The organism is Phytomonospora sp. NPDC050363 (assembly GCF_040655735.1).
Taxonomy (GTDB): domain Bacteria; phylum Actinomycetota; class Actinomycetes; order Mycobacteriales; family Micromonosporaceae; genus Phytomonospora.
In genome coordinates, this window is the sequence record NZ_JBFAKK010000001.1 from 652220 (window position 1) to 665842 (window position 13623).

13 protein-coding genes are annotated in these 13623 nt (G+C 71.3%); 4 read left to right on the plus strand and 9 right to left on the minus strand.

The window, feature by feature from the left end; genetic code table 11:
- Positions 1-2: 2 nt before the first annotated feature.
- Entirely contained in the window at positions 3-533 is a 531-nt protein-coding gene (locus AB0I28_RS02795; protein WP_357488958.1) for a CGNR zinc finger domain-containing protein, read from the minus strand.
- Between the two features lie 113 nt (positions 534-646).
- On the opposite strand from AB0I28_RS02795, the gene AB0I28_RS02800 reads away from it, so the two are divergent.
- Together AB0I28_RS02800 and AB0I28_RS02805 are read left to right on the plus strand one after the other, a co-directional pair.
- Complete coding sequence (locus AB0I28_RS02800) at positions 647-1507, plus strand: alpha/beta hydrolase (protein ID WP_357488959.1); 861 nt, start codon at positions 647-649, stop codon at positions 1505-1507.
- Between the two features lie 61 nt (positions 1508-1568).
- Complete coding sequence (locus tag AB0I28_RS02805) at positions 1569-2057, plus strand: HPP family protein (protein ID WP_357488960.1); 489 nt, start codon at positions 1569-1571, stop codon at positions 2055-2057.
- A gap of 55 nt (positions 2058-2112) precedes the next feature.
- On the opposite strand, the gene AB0I28_RS02810 is transcribed toward AB0I28_RS02805, so the two are convergent.
- The 6 genes from AB0I28_RS02810 to AB0I28_RS02835 are packed head-to-tail and all read right to left on the minus strand — an operon-like array spanning position 2113 to position 9124.
- The gene (locus AB0I28_RS02810; protein WP_357488961.1) at positions 2113-3255 is read right to left on the minus strand and encodes a M20 family metallopeptidase; all 1143 of its coding nucleotides are present in this window, start codon (positions 3253-3255) and stop codon (positions 2113-2115) included.
- 10 nt (positions 3256-3265) lie between these two features.
- Complete coding sequence (locus tag AB0I28_RS02815; protein ID WP_357488962.1) at positions 3266-4852, minus strand: D-aminoacylase; 1587 nt, start codon at positions 4850-4852, stop codon at positions 3266-3268.
- A 13-nt stretch (positions 4853-4865) separates the two neighbouring features.
- A complete protein-coding gene (locus AB0I28_RS02820; RefSeq protein ID WP_357488963.1) occupies positions 4866-6320 on the minus strand; it encodes a Na+/H+ antiporter NhaC family protein in 1455 nt (484 codons plus the stop codon).
- A 47-nt stretch (positions 6321-6367) separates the two neighbouring features.
- Positions 6368-7489: an o-succinylbenzoate synthase gene (gene menC / locus AB0I28_RS02825; protein WP_357488964.1), complete on the minus strand. Its 1122-nt coding sequence runs from the start codon at positions 7487-7489 to the stop codon at positions 6368-6370.
- Position 7490: 1 nt separating this feature from the next.
- Positions 7491-8345 carry an SIS domain-containing protein gene (locus tag AB0I28_RS02830; RefSeq protein WP_357488965.1) on the minus strand — a complete coding sequence of 285 codons (855 nt, stop codon included), beginning with the start codon at positions 8343-8345 and terminating at the stop codon, positions 7491-7493.
- Positions 8342-9124, minus strand: a complete 783-nt coding sequence (locus AB0I28_RS02835) for a GNAT family N-acetyltransferase (protein WP_357488966.1) — start codon at positions 9122-9124, stop codon at positions 8342-8344. The genes AB0I28_RS02830 and AB0I28_RS02835 overlap by 4 nt, the downstream gene beginning before the upstream one ends.
- A gap of 671 nt (positions 9125-9795) precedes the next feature.
- Here AB0I28_RS02835 and AB0I28_RS02840 point away from each other — a divergent pair.
- Positions 9796-10026: a hypothetical protein gene (locus tag AB0I28_RS02840; RefSeq protein ID WP_357488967.1), complete on the plus strand. Its 231-nt coding sequence runs from the start codon at positions 9796-9798 to the stop codon at positions 10024-10026.
- Here the strand turns inward: AB0I28_RS02840 and AB0I28_RS02845 are convergent.
- The gene (locus tag AB0I28_RS02845; RefSeq protein ID WP_357488968.1) at positions 10001-10996 is read right to left on the minus strand and encodes a helix-turn-helix domain-containing protein; all 996 of its coding nucleotides are present in this window, start codon (positions 10994-10996) and stop codon (positions 10001-10003) included. The genes AB0I28_RS02840 and AB0I28_RS02845 overlap by 26 nt on opposite strands.
- On the opposite strand from AB0I28_RS02845, the gene AB0I28_RS02850 reads away from it, so the two are divergent.
- On the plus strand, positions 10944-12365 hold the full coding sequence (locus AB0I28_RS02850) for an MFS transporter (protein ID WP_357488969.1): 1422 nt from the start codon (positions 10944-10946) through the stop codon (positions 12363-12365). The genes AB0I28_RS02845 and AB0I28_RS02850 overlap by 53 nt on opposite strands.
- Here AB0I28_RS02850 and AB0I28_RS02855 read toward each other — a convergent pair.
- Positions 12266-13558, minus strand: a complete 1293-nt coding sequence (locus AB0I28_RS02855) for an FAD-dependent monooxygenase (RefSeq protein WP_357488970.1) — start codon at positions 13556-13558, stop codon at positions 12266-12268. The two genes, AB0I28_RS02850 and AB0I28_RS02855, sit on opposite strands and share 100 nt — an antisense overlap.
- Between the last annotated feature and the right edge of the window lie 65 nt (positions 13559-13623).

Here is a 13623-nt window from a genome sequence, read left to right on the forward strand (position 1 = left end):
GGTCATGACCGCGCGGAGTGCCTTCCGGCGAAACGCTCGGCCTTCGCGCGGTTGCCGCAGCCCTCCATGGAGCACCAGCGCCGGCGGCCGTTCTTGCTGACGTCGAGGAACCACAGGACGCAGGCGTCGTTGGCGCACTTGCGGATCCGCTCGGGGCGCCCGTCGAGCAGGTCGAGGTAGGCCCGGGCGCACAGCCAGGCCGCCCGCCAGGCCGCGTCGTCGGTCGCGACGGTCTCGACCGGCCGCCCGTCGCGCAGTTCGGAGCGGACGTGGCCGTGGGACAGGACGGCGTTGAGCCTTGCCTGCCCGTCCCCCTGGCCGCGCAGGCAGGCGCGGATCGCCTCGCGGGTTTCGAGCAGGTTCTCGCGGACGGCGCCGAGCGGTGCGCGGCCCAGGGGCAGTTCGCGTTCCTCCAGCCAGGAACGCGCGCCCGCGGCCTGGGACAGCAGGTCGTGGGTCTCGTCGCGCTCGATCCAGAGGGTGTCGACCAGGTCGAGCGCGAGCGGTTCGCCTTCGAGGGGCCGGGTGCTCATGTGGCAAGCATAACCCTCTATCAAGTTTTCACCGGTTGAACATCGGTGTTAGTGTTTGCGATCTCAACCGTCTAAATCAGTTTGAACGGTTAAGTCGAAGGGATCGCGCCACCATGACCGCCCACCACCGCACGGCCACCGTCGAAGGACTCGAGATCTTCTACCGGGAGGCCGGCGACCCGGCGAACCCCACCCTCCTGCTGTTGCACGGCTTCCCGACCTCCTCCTCGGCCTACAAAGGACTCATCGACCGCCTCGCCGGCGAGTTCCACCTCATCGCTCCCGACTACCCCGGTTTCGGCCACAGCGAGGCACCGCCGGCGGGGGAGTGGGACTACACCTTCGACCACCTCGCCGACGTCGTCGAAGGACTGCTCGACCACCTCGGCGTCACCCGTCACGCGATCTACGTCCACGACTACGGCGCGCCGGTCGGATTCCGGCTCGCCCTGCGCCACCCCGAGCGCGTCACCGGCATCGTCAGCCAGAACGGCAACGCCTACGACGAAGGCCTCACCGCCTTCTGGGACGCCTTCCGCCCCTACTGGGCGGCACCCGACGCGGAGAACACCGCCGCCCTGCGCGGACTGCTCACCGCCGACGCCACACGCTGGCAGTACTCGCACGGCGTCCCCGACACATCCCTCGTCGATCCCGATCTCGCCGCCGGAGACCAGGCCCTCCTCGACCGCCCCGGCAACGCCGAGATCCAGCTCGCCCTCTTCACCGACTACGGCGTCAACCCCGGCCGCTACCCCGACTGGCAGCGCTACCTGCGCGATCACCGCCCCCCGGTGCTCGCCGTGTGGGGCCGAGGTGACGAGATCTTCGGCCCCGACGGGGCCACCGCCTTCACCCGCGACCAGCCCGACGCCACCGTGCGACTGCTCGACACCGGCCACTTCCCCCTGACCACCCACCTCGACGAGAGCGCCGAACTCATCGCCGGCTTCCTTCGCGGCCTGCCGCACTGACCCCCACACCAGCACCGGCGCGGGCCCAGCGGGGCCCGCGCCGACCATCGGAGCCCAGACCATGACCGCACCCGTCACCGCCCCGCCCCGACCACCGCTGTCCCACGTCGCCGCGCGCACCGCCGCCGCACTCGCCGGACTGCTGCTGCTCGCCGCCACCGCCGGTCTCACCGGCCTGGCGCTGTTCGCCCTTCCCTTCGCCGCCACCGTCGGCATCATCGCCGTCGCCCCGAGCGCGCCCTTCGCCCAGCCCCGCAGCATCCTTCTCGGCCACCTCAGCGGTGCCGCGACCGGTCTGACCGCCGCCACGATCCTCGGCCGTTCGCCGTGGACCGCCGCGATCGCCGCCGCGGTGTCCACCGCGCCGATGCTCCTCCTGAGGGCCCCGCACCCGCCCGCCGGCGCCACCGCGGCCCTCGTCGGCCTCACCGCGCCGGGCTGGATCTTCCTGCTCGACCCGGTGCTGCCGGCCTCGATCGTCGCCGTCCTCGGCGGTGTCGCGGTCGGGAGGGTCCTGCGCGGGCACCGCTACCCGGCCTACTGGTGGTGAGAACAGTCGAGCCCCACCCGGTGGCACCGGGTGGGGCTCGACCGCACGTCTCGCGTCAGGAAGCGATCAGCGCCGCCGTCAGCGCGCACCGCTCGATCAGCCCGCTCACCGTGGCGTACTCGTCGCGCGCGTGCGCGCCCGCCCCCACCGCGCCGAGCCCGTCGAGCACGGGAAGGCCGGTCGCCGCCGCGAAGTTGCCGTCCGAGGCACCGCCGACGGCCGCCTCGCCCAGATCCAGTCCCAGCGGCGCCGCAAGCTCCCGCGCACGCTCGTACAGCGCGGCGACGGCCGGTGTCCGGTCCATGACCGGCCGGCGCCAATCGCCCGTCGCCGAGACCGATACCCGCGGATCACCCGGGTCCAGGTCGGCCACGAAGGCGTCGATCCGCTCGGCCTCCGCCTTCGTCCGCACCCGGATCTCGGCACCGGCGTGGGCGTGCCCCGCGGTCACGTTCAGTCGCGAGCCGCCGTCGATCAGCCCCACGTTCACCGAGGTACCGGCGTCCAGGTCCGCCGCGCCGGTCAGCTGCAGCACGATCCGGGCCAGCGCGACGATCGCGCTGGCGCCGGCCGTCGGGTCGAGGCCGGCGTGCGCCTCCACGCCGGTCACCTCCACGTGGAAGCCGCCGATGCCCTTGCGGGCGGTCTTGACCTTCCCGTCGACGCTCGGTTCGAGGACGAGTACCTCGCGAGCGTCGGAACAGGCGGCCTCGATGGCCGCCCGCGAGGCCGGCGATCCGAGTTCCTCGTCGCCGTTGAGCAGCAGCCGGACAGGGGGACGGGCGAGGCCGAGGGCGTCGAAGGCGCGCATCGCCCACACGCCCTGGACGAGCCCGGCCTTCATGTCGAACACGCCCGGGCCGCGGATCACGTCGTCGGTGACGGTGAAGGGGATCTCCTTGAGGGTTCCGACCGGCCACACCGTGTCGTAGTGGCCCAGGATCAGCTTGGGGGCCGAGCCGGTGCCGTACTCGATCCGCACGGCGTCCCCGTGGGTCGGGCCGCCGGGCGTGGCCTCGGTGCGGTCCGGGGCGCCGAGTCGCTCGATGATCCACTCGGTGACCAGGGCCAGCCCTTCGCGCAGGGCTCCCAGGTCGTCGCTGGGCGTCTCGCACTCGACGAGGGTGCGCAGGTCGGCGAGCATCTCGCCCTCGTGCTCGGCGGCCCAGTCGCGTACGGCTCGGATGTCGATGTCCATGGTCTCCTCGTCACTGTCCCTTGTGGAGTACTCGGCCCGGGCGCGCACCGGTCGCCGCGCCGTCGCGCCGGACGGCCCGTCCCGCCACGAACACGTCCCGCACCCCCGTGGCCAGCTGCCACGGGTCGGTGAAGGTGGCGCGTTCGGCGACGGTCTCCGGATCGAAGACGGCCAGGTCGGCGACCATGCCCTCGGCGATCCGGCCCCGGTCGGCGAGCCCGAGCCGTTCGGCGGGCAGGCCGGTCATCTTGCGCACGGCCTCGGGGAGACCGAGCAGCTTCCGTTCTCGCACATAGTGCCCCAGTACCCGCACGAAGGTCCCGAAGCTGCGCGGATGCGGCCTGCCGGGCCCGGTGGCCCGCAGTACCTGGCCGTCGCTGGCGACGCTGACCAAAGGATGCGACAGGACCTCGTCGACGTCGGCGTCGGACATCGCGTTGTTGATGATCGACACCGCCCCGCTGTGCGCGGCGAGGATCTCGCAGACCGCGTCGGCCGGGTCGATGCCGAGGTCGGCGGCGATCTCGTCGAGGCTGCGGCCGATGTCCTCGGTGAAGCGCCCGATGGGGAGGTCGGCGATGACCACGCCCGCCGAGTCGATGTCGGCGGCCATGCGCTCCCGCAGCGCGTCGGCGATCCGCTCGCGGGCCGCCGGGTCGGCGAGCCGCTCCAGCAGGGCACCGACCCCGCCGTCGAGCGCCCAGCCCGGAAGCCGTGAGGTGAGGGTCGTCGAGGAGGCCGTGTACGGGTACACGTCGGCGGTGACGTCCACCCCGTCGGCACGGGCGGCCTCGATCATCCTGAGCGCCTCGGTGGTCTTGCCGTGATGGCGCCGGCCCATCGCCTTGAGGTGCGAGATCTCCAGGCGCACACCGCTGGCGCGGGCCGCGGCTATCGCCTCGCCGACCGCCTCGATGAGGTGCTCGGACTCGCTGCGCATGTGAGTGGAGTACAGCAGCCCGTGCGCGGCGGCCTCGGCGGCCAGTGAGGTCACCTCGGCGCTGTCGGAATAGCTTCCCGGCGCGTAGATGAGCCCCGTCGACAGCCCGAAGGCGCCCTGCTCGGCGGCCGTTGCCAGCAGCGCCCGCATCGCGTCGATGTCCTCGGCGGTCGCCCTGCGCTCCGCCGGGCCGATCACGGCGGTGCGCAGAGCGCCGTGCCCGACCTGGAGGGCGAGGTTGACCGCCGGTCGGCTCGCCGCGACCGACGCGGAGTACCCGGCCAGGTCGTGCCAGTCCCAGGCGAGGCCGTCGTCGAAGAACGCCGCCGTCTTCTTCGCGGCGGACACGTTCGCCACCGGGAACGGCGAGAAGCCGCAGTTGCCGGTCACCAGGGTGGTCACACCCTGGGCGAGGCTGGCGTCGGCGCCCGGCGTGCCCTGGACGGTGAAATCGGTGTGGGAGTGCAGGTCGATGAAGCCCGGGGAGAGCGCGTGGCCGCTCGCGTCGACCCGTTCGCGGGTCTCCGCACCGGCCAGGCCGCCCGGGTGGGTCACCGCGGTGATGACCTCACCGGTGACGCCGACGTCGGCGAGCCTGCCCGGCGCGCCGGTGCCGTCGAGGACCGTGGCCCCCTCGATGACGAGATCGAATGCCATGTCCGGCTCCCTTCTAGGTGAGGATGACCAACAGGATCACGTACATCACGCACGCGCCGCCGATGATCACCCAGGACGGAAGCAGGAGATTGCGCAGGTTCGTCGAGCGGGCCAGGCCCATCGCGCCGACCATGTTCGCGTTGGGCATCGGTCCGTAGGTGTCGCCCTTCGAGGCCCACAGGAGCACGATGGCCCAGGCGGGCGCGGCGATGCCGAGCGTCGCGGCGACACCGCCGAACACCTTGTCGAGAAGCACCACCTGCGCGGCCGTGGCACCGGGAACACCGACCCAGCCCAGCAGCGCGATCACGATCGCGAACGGCAGGGCCGACATGTGCCCGAGGCTCTCGCCGTAGGTGGACATGATCACGTCGTAGGGCTTGAGCGCGTCAACGGCCAGGAACACCGCCGCCAGCAGCCAGAACAGCACGAGCATGCTCAGCAGCTTCGAGGCGCCCTTGAAGAAGGTCGACACGAGCTCGGCGACCTTCATCCGCCCGGCGAAGCCGGTCGCGACGGCCAGCAGCGGCAGTGCCAGCAACGGGAAGTTCGTGCCCGCCTTGGTCCAGGTCGCGTACACCACGAGTGCGATGAGCAGCACAAGGAAGACGGCCGTGGCCTGCTTCGCCGTGCGGGGCGATGCCTCGTCACCGCTCGCGGTCTCCTCGGCGGTGTAGAAGTCGTTCTCGCGCTTCGAGCGGCGCTGGATCCAGGGGATCAGCGCCATGCCGAGCACCACCGACAGGATCGCCAGCGGGCCCGCGACGGTCCTGAGGTAGGTCAGGTAGTCGATGTCGGCGGCTTCCAGGATCGCCACGTTGCTGCCGGCGAAGGGCGCGACGGCCAGTCCGGCCGCGCCGCCGATGAACATCATCAGCGCCGTCGCCGATCGGGTGAACCCGATCCGCGCGGCGACCGGGATGAGGATCGGCGCCGCGATCGCCAGTGCGCCGGCGAGCGTGCCCAGGCTGGCCACCAGGATCAGGCAGGCGAGCATGATGCCGAGCTGCATCCGCCAGGGGCTGTTCTCGCCGACAACGCGGATCGTCGAGCGCACGATCGTGTCGGCGACGCCGGTGCGGCGCAGGATCTCGCCGACGCCGGCGCCCAGCACGATGATGAAACCGATGATCGTGACGAGGTCGGCGGTCGCCGTGCCGAGCAGGTTGCCGACCTCGACGGGTGTGCTCTGCGCCAGTAGTACGGCCGAGAGCAGCACCGCGATCGTGGCCACCAGCAGGTCCATGCCCAGCAGGGTCAGCACGAAGTACATGGCGATCGGGATGATCAGGCCCCACACGGTGGGCGCCTCGACGAAGAACCCGGCGACCAGGCTGGCCAGGATCCCGGCCAGGGCCAGCAGGTTCACCAGTCGGCGGCGGCCGGGGGAGACCTCGACGTGATAGGCGTTGTGCTCGTCGCCCTCCGCCACTTTCTTCTCGGTGTTCGGCTTCGGTATAGCGGACATCAGGTGGTTCCTCACAGGGGGATCGGAGTGAGGTGTCCGGGGAGGGCTCAGGTCGCGCGCTGGTCCAGCGTCGCCGACGCGGTGCGCCGGATGAACTCCCCGTTCACCTCGTGTCCGAGGCCCGCCACGGTGGTGGGCACCGTGACCTGACCCCGGTCGGCGCGAATCGGTGGGGTCACCACGTCCTCGCGGTAGTACTTGTCGGAGCCGGAGACGTCCGACGGGAGGGTGAAACCGGGCAGGCTCGACAGGGCGACGTTGGCCGCCCGGCCGATCCCGAACTCGTGCATCCCGCCGCACCACACGTCCATGCCCGCCGCGCGGGCCCGGTCGTGGGCCTCGACGGCGGCGGTCAGGCCGCCCATGCGGGAGACCTTGATGTTGAGCACGCGGCCGGCCTTGAGGGCGATGGCCGTGTCGAGGTCGTCGACGGTCACCACGGACTCGTCGAGGCAGACCGGGGTCGTCAGGCGCGACTGGAGGCGCGCGTGGGCGGCCAGCGCGCGCGGCGCGTAGGGCTGCTCGACCATGACCAGCCCTTGATCGTCCAGTGCGCCGAAGACCGCGTCGTGCTCCCGCGATTCGGTGTAGACGCCGTTGGCGTCGACGTGCACCTGCAGATGCGGGAAGGCGCGCTTGACGGCTTTGACCGGCTCGACGTCCCAGCCCGGCGCGATCTTGAGTTTCACGCGCGGGTAGCCGGACTCGTCATGCTTGGCCACCTGCTCCAGCAGTTCGTCGATCGACGGCTCGATCCCGAGGCTCACCCCGGCCGTCACCGCCGTCCGCGTCCCGCCCAGCGCCGCGGACAGCGAGACACCGCTCGCCCGGGCCCACAGGACCCACGCGGCCATGTCCACACCGGCCTTGGTGAACTCGTGCCCGCGGATCTTCGCCCACAGGCCGGCGACCTCGCGCGGATGCCGCCACTCGCGGCCCAGCACCGCCGGCGCGAGGTAGCGCTCGAGGATCAGCCAGCAGGTGTCCACGGTCTCCGGCGAGTAGAACGGCCCCGAGGGGGAGGCGATCTCACCCCACCCGACCGCGCCGTCGGCGTCGGTCACCCGCACCAGAATGTGCTCCAGGTAGGTCTTGGCGTGCGAGCTGGTCTGGAACTGGTGGACCAGCGGCAGCGACACCCGGAAGGCCTCGATCCGGTCGATGAGCACGTTATGCCTCCTCATAGGCGTCGAGTCGCGCGGCGAGTTCGTCGCGCCGCGCCAGCCGCCGGCGCGCGCCCTTGGCGGACGCGGCGGCCAGGGTGACCAGCAGGTGGCAGACGGCCGCCACCGCGGTCGGTGAGTCCGCGTACGACGCGCTTCCCGTCGACACGATCACCGGGATGTCCGACAGGCCGGCCAGCCGGCTGTCGCGGGAGTCGGTGACGCCGATGAGCGTGCCGCCGGCGGCCTGGAACTCCTCGGCGACGATCAGCGTCGTACGGGCGTAGCGGCGAAAGGAGAACGCGATCAGCACGTCCGAGGCGCGCACGTCGGAGAGCAGGTCCACCGGCGCGAGGGCGTTGCCGTCGACGAGCGACACGCCCGCCATGCTCGCCGACAGGTCGCTGGCGACCAGCGACGCGTAGGCGCCGCTCTTGCCGCCGCCGATCACGAAGCGCCGCCGCGCCGCGACGATCTTGCCCGCCGCCAGTTCGACCGAGCCCGAGGCGACGACCGCGTCGAGCGTGTGGCGCAGGTTCGCCTGCTCGTGCTCGATGACCTGCCGCATGAGCGAGTCGGCCGAGGAGCGGCGGGGGATGCGCGCGCCGTAACGGGCGTCCGGGCTCGACAGGGAGCGGTCCTCCTCGCGGTCGGCCAGTTCCCGCAGCTGCGTGTAGTCGGCGACGCCGGCCGCCGCGAGCAGGCGGTCCAGGTCGCGGGGCGTCGCCTTGGCCTGCCGCAGCAGCCGGGCCGGCGGCAGGTGGTCCAGGTGGGGGTAGTTCTCCACGATCAGCGCGGCGAGCTTCTCCGCCGCGACGCCGTCGGCGGCGGCGAGCAGGCGCTCGGCGAGACCGTCGGTCACGGCCGGTCCTCCCGGGCCAGGACGTAGACGGCGGTGTCCTGGGAAATCCGGACGCACGACACGATGGCCAGCCCGGACTCCAGTCCCGACTCCAGTACGTCGGCGACCTTGTCGCGGACCGCCTCGGCGGCGTCGACGTCGGCGGCGAAGACGGTCGACCAGTCCGCGGGCAGACCCAGCAGGATCTCGCCACCGGCCTCGGTGTGCTCGCCCCAGGCGAGGGCCGGGAGGTCCTCGCGGTGGCGGCGCTCGGGCGGGTAGGCACGCAGGTCCCACTCGACGACGACCCGGTCGGAGCGGGCGCCGGCCTCGGGTCCGATGTCGGAGGAGCCGTAGTAGTTGCGCTTGAACCAGCGTCCGCGCGCGCCGAGGACGTCGAAGTTGAAGTGCGCGTTGCGGGTGCGCATGGGGTCGAAGGTCCAGCGAATCGTCTCGATGCCGTTGGCCAGGGCCTGCTCGCGCTGGGCCAGCTTCAGCAGCCGCCCGATCCCGGCGTTGCGCCATTCGTGGTCGACGACGGCCGTCTGGGAGTACTGGTACGGGCGGCCCTTGTCGAGGGCGGTGAAGCCGATGACCAGGCCGATGAGGTCTCCGTCGGGCAGGAACGCGCCCAGCACGCCACCGCCGTTGTCGCGCAGGGCGGCCAGCAGGCGGGGGGAGAAGGACGGGTCGGTCGGCTTGAGCTGGAAACCGCGTCGGTAGAGATCGACGGCCGTGTTCATCTCGCCGCTGTCGCGCAGCGCGCGGACGGTGACCTCGGCGCCTGTCTCGGCCGGCATGGGCGCTGTCCTTCCGGAGGGGAGTGGCGAAGATATGGAACGTATCTTCGCCCGAAGTTGTATCACTGTTCGTCGATCACGTGCAAGAGCTGCGGGAAACCGCTTTCCTCGCGGGGTGAGGCATCGGCGCCTGCGGATATCTGAAGCGGATGAGCGCGGCCGGGTTCTCGGGTCGGAAACAGGTCGGTGGATAAGGATTTGTTATGTCATTGCGAAGCGCGGGCCTGCGACGACTTGCGCAAAAACCGCGACGGCCACGAAGGGGGACCCGGCGGCTGCGGTGGTGCGGTCGGCCGGGCGAGGACAGGGCCGCTCCGCAACTGAAATGGAACGACCGGCAACACCGAAAGGGCCCCGATCACCGCTACGGTGGCTTCCAGCGGCACGTGCCCGACGATGTACTCCGTCCATGGGATCGTGTCGTCCTCGCCGTCGAAGGAGCCCACGGCTCTGTCCCGACGGCGAGCGCCCTGACCCCCAGAAAGGCGACGTCCCACCGATGTCCGCATGTCATCGCACGTCTCCTGACCCTCGCCGCCATGGTGTGCCGGGCCGGGTCGGCCGTCTTTCCCGGATGGGTCGCCGTCCAGGTATCGCGCTTTGCCCTCTCGCTTAGTACATTTGTTCGCATGGCTGATGTGAGCACTCTGCCCGCCCGCCATGATCGGGGCATGGCGGAGAGAGGCGAAGCGCTCGACCCCTCCCTGACCAGGCGCCGGCCGGGCACGAGCTTTCGTTCGGCGACCCGCCGGATCCGGTTCGGCGAGCTGGTCGACGGGCGCTGGTACGTGGAACTGGAGTGGCAGGCCTACGAGTGCCGTGCCTACCCGACCAGGCAGCAGGCCGCCGAGGTCGCCGGTCAGCTGCAGGAGCGGTTCAGCTCGCTGCTGCGGGCGGCTTGAGCTCGCCCCGGAAGGTGCGGCGGTAGGCCATCGGCGGGATGCCGAGTGATCCCTGCAGGTGTTTGCGCAGGGACGCCGAGGTGCCGAATCCGGCCTTGCGGGCGACCTGCTCGGCCGGCAGGTCGGTGGTCTCGAGGAGCCTGCGGGCGAGTTCGACGCGCTGGCCGGTGATCCACTGCCCGGGCGTCTGTCCGACCTCGTCGCGGAAGCGTCTGGTGAAGGTGCGCACGCTCATGTTGGCGTGGCCGGCCAGCCCGGCCAGGGGGAGCGGTTCGGTGAGGTGGGCGAGCATCCAGGAGCGGGTCGCCGCGGTGGAGGCGGTGCCGGGGCCGGGCAGGGGATGTTCGATGTACTGGGCCTGTCCGCCGTCGCGCCAGGGTGGGACGACGCTGCGGCGGGCGACCTTGTTGGCGACCTCGGACCCGTGGTCGCGGCGGACGATGTGCAGGCACAGGTCGATGCCGGCGGCCACGCCGGCGGAGGTGAGGATGTCGCCGTCGTCGGTGTAGAGGACGCCGGGGTCCACTTTGACCTTGGGGTAGAGGCGCTGGAGCCGTTCGGTGGACATCCAGTGGGTGGTGGCCGGGCGGCCGTCGAGGAGCCCGGCGGCGGCCAGCAGGAACGACGCGGTGCAGATGGAGACGATCCGGGTTCCCGGGCGGATGAGCGCGAGCGCGTCGGCGACGGGTTCGGGGAGGCGGCCTTCGAGGTATGAGGGGTCGATCTCGTGCGACGCGGGGATGACGACGGTGTCGGCCTCGGCGATTCGCTCCATGCCGTGGCGGACGTGGACGTCGAAGTCGGAGGTGGTGCGCACGGCGCCGGGCCGCAGGCCGCAGGTGGTGACCTGGTAGAGCCGCCGGCCGTCGCGATCGCGTGCCATGTCGAAGATGCGGCCGGGGATGCCGAGTTCGAAGGTGATCACGCCGTCGAGGGCGAGTACGACGACGTGGTGGAGGGCGGCGGTCATGGCCAGATCGTTGCACATGATGGCCTTCAGGTCACTGTTCGGTGGGGGCGGTGCCGGGGAGGCTGTTGCGGTGATCCGGATTTCTGTTGAGCGGCCTCCCAGTTCCCGTGTTCGGCGTGTGCATCGGGCGTGGTGGGTCGCGGCGGTGACGTTCGTGGCGATCGTCGGGGCGGCGGCGTTTCGGGCGACACCGAGTGTGCTGATTGATCCGCTCGAAGGCGAGTTCGGTTGGTCGCGGGGGACCATTGGGGCGGCTGTCTCGGTGAACCTGGTGCTCTACGGTCTGACCGCGCCGTTCTCGGCGGCTCTGATGGAGCGGTTCGGGATCCGGCGGGTGGTGACGGTGGCCTTGCTGCTGGTCTCGGCCGGGAGCGGGCTGACGGTGTTCATGACGGCGGCCTGGCAGCTGGTGCTGTTGTGGGGCGTGGTGGTGGGGCTGGGGACGGGTTCGATGGCGCTCGCGCTGGTCGCGACGATCACGAGCCGGTGGTTCGTGCGGCGGCGAGGGCTGGTGACGGGGGTGCTGACAGCGGCGGGCGCCGCCGGGCAGCTGGTGTTCCTGCCCCTGGTGGCGGCGATAGTCGAGGGCGGGGAGTGGCGGGTGGCGTCGGCGACGGTGGCGTTGACGGCGCTGGCAATCGCTCCTTTCGTGTGGTGGCTGATGCGGGACCGGCCCGAGGATGTGGGCGTGCACGCCTATGGGGCGGATGGGCCGCTTCCGGTGACGGCGACTCCCGGTGGTGCGGGAGCGGCCGCCGGCAGGGCCTTGCGGGTGTTGTTCTCGGCGGCCCGGACGAGGGAGTTCTGGCTTCTGGCGGGGGCTTTCGGGATCTGCGGCGCGAGTACGAACGGTCTGATGGGGACGCACTTCGTGCCTGCCGCGCACGACCACGGGATGCCGGTGACGGCCGCGGCGGGCCTGCTGGCGGTGATCGGGGTGTTCGACATCGTGGGGACGATCGCCTCGGGTTGGCTGACCGACCGCTTCGACTCGCGGCGGCTGCTGTGGATCTACTACGTGCTGCGCGGGGTCTCGCTGTTGTTCCTGCCGTCGTTGTTCGCTCAGTCGGTGGAGCCGCCGATGCTGTTCTTCATCGTCTTCTATGGGCTGGACTGGGTGGCGACGGTGCCTCCGACGCTGGCGTTGTGCCGGGAGCGCTTCGGTGACGCCGAGGCGCCGGTCGTGTTCGGCTGGGTCCTGGCCGCGCATCAAGTGGGGGCGGGTCTGGTGGCAGGGCTGGGGGGTGTGGCGCGGGATCGCTTCGGTGACTACAACCTGGCCTGGTACGTGGCGGGGACGTTGTGCGCGGCGGCGGCGTTCATGTCGCTGGCGGTGCGTCCGGCCCGGAGGTTGCCGGCGGCGCTGTAGTCGGGGATCTCGATGGCGGTGGCCGCGCGGTGGATGCCGTCGGCGATGCGGGCGATCATCCTGCGGCCGCCCGGGATGCGGGGCATGAGGCGCAGCATGCGGGTCTGGAACCAGATGAGGGCGGCCGAGCCCATGACCATGCCTTTGAGATTGTTCTCGGCGAGTGCCTGGTTGGCCTCGGCGAAGGGGCGCATGCGCTGTTCGTATGCGGCGTAGCCGACGGTGTGGTCGCCGTCGGCGGCGGCGAGTTCGCCGGCCAGGACGTAGGCGCCGACGAGGCTGAGGCTGGTGCCCTGCCCGGAGGCGGGGGAGGGGCCGTAGGCGGCGTCGCCGACGAGTGCGACGCGGTCGCGGCTCCAGTGGTCCATGACGACCTGGCTGATGGAGTCGAAGTAGAAGTCGGGTGCGTCCTGGGCGGCGGCCAGGAGGGTGGGGACCTCCCAGCGGGCGCCGGTGAAGGCCTCGGCGAGCAGCCGTTTCTGGTGGGCGGTGTCGCGGTGGTCGTAGGGCGTGGCCGGGGAGGCGAATAGGTACATGGCCTTGGCGTTGGTGTCGCCGGCGGTGCTGTAGGTGAGGGCGGTGCGTCCGGGGGCGGGGTGGATCATCTCCCGGCGGTCGAGGCCGAGGTGGTTGGGGGCGGTGTGGATGGCGATGTGGTGGCCGAGGTGGCGGATGTAGGGGGTCTCGTCGCCGAAGACGAGGCGCCGGGTGTGGGAGTGGAGGCCGTCGGCGCCGATGACGAGACCGAAGGTGCGGGTTGTGCCGCTGTCGAAGGTGACCTCGACGCCGTGGGGGTGCTGGGTCAGGGAGGCGATGGAGTCGCCGAAGAGGTATTCGGTGTCGTCGCGGGTGGCGTCGTGGAGGATGCGGGCGAGGTCGCCTCGCATGAGTTCGACGTCGCCGTCGGCGCGTCCGCCGGTGAGGTCGGCGTCCATGACGGCGAGGGTCTTGCCTTCGGCGTCGACGATGGTGCCCGTCCGCATGTCGGTGGCGGCCGCTCGCGCGGCTTCGAGGAGGTCCATGCGGTCGAGGACGTCGAGGGCGGCGCCGCGGACGTCGAGTTTGTAGCCGCCTTCGCGGACGGCGGTGGCCCGCTCGACGACGGTGGGGGTGAAGCCGTGCCGGTGCAGCCAGTAGGCGAGGGCGGGGCCGGCGATGCTCGCGCCGGAGATGAGGACGGTGGTGTCGCGCATCGGAGTGTCCTTCGTTCGGGGTGGGTCGGTGCCGATGACAGAACAGTACACAAGTCTCAGACAAC

Excerpts from the sequence above, each read along its gene's own strand:
- AB0I28_RS02820 (WP_357488963.1), bottom strand. The coding sequence starts at position 6,320 with ATGTCCGCTATACCGAAGCCGAACACCGAGAAGAAAGTGGCGGAGGGC.
- AB0I28_RS02855 (WP_357488970.1), bottom strand. The coding sequence starts at position 13,558 with ATGCGCGACACCACCGTCCTCATCTCCGGCGCGAGCATCGCCGGCCCC.
- AB0I28_RS02800 (WP_357488959.1), top strand. The coding sequence starts at position 647 with ATGACCGCCCACCACCGCACGGCCACCGTCGAAGGACTCGAGATCTTC.
- AB0I28_RS02805 (WP_357488960.1), top strand. The coding sequence starts at position 1,569 with ATGACCGCACCCGTCACCGCCCCGCCCCGACCACCGCTGTCCCACGTC.
- AB0I28_RS02840 (WP_357488967.1), top strand. The coding sequence starts at position 9,796 with ATGGCGGAGAGAGGCGAAGCGCTCGACCCCTCCCTGACCAGGCGCCGG.
- AB0I28_RS02845 (WP_357488968.1), bottom strand. The coding sequence starts at position 10,996 with ATGACCGCCGCCCTCCACCACGTCGTCGTACTCGCCCTCGACGGCGTG.
- AB0I28_RS02795 (WP_357488958.1), bottom strand. The coding sequence starts at position 533 with ATGAGCACCCGGCCCCTCGAAGGCGAACCGCTCGCGCTCGACCTGGTC.
- AB0I28_RS02810 (WP_357488961.1), bottom strand. The coding sequence starts at position 3,255 with ATGGACATCGACATCCGAGCCGTACGCGACTGGGCCGCCGAGCACGAG.
- AB0I28_RS02815 (WP_357488962.1), bottom strand. The coding sequence starts at position 4,852 with ATGGCATTCGATCTCGTCATCGAGGGGGCCACGGTCCTCGACGGCACC.
- AB0I28_RS02835 (WP_357488966.1), bottom strand. The coding sequence starts at position 9,124 with ATGCCGGCCGAGACAGGCGCCGAGGTCACCGTCCGCGCGCTGCGCGAC.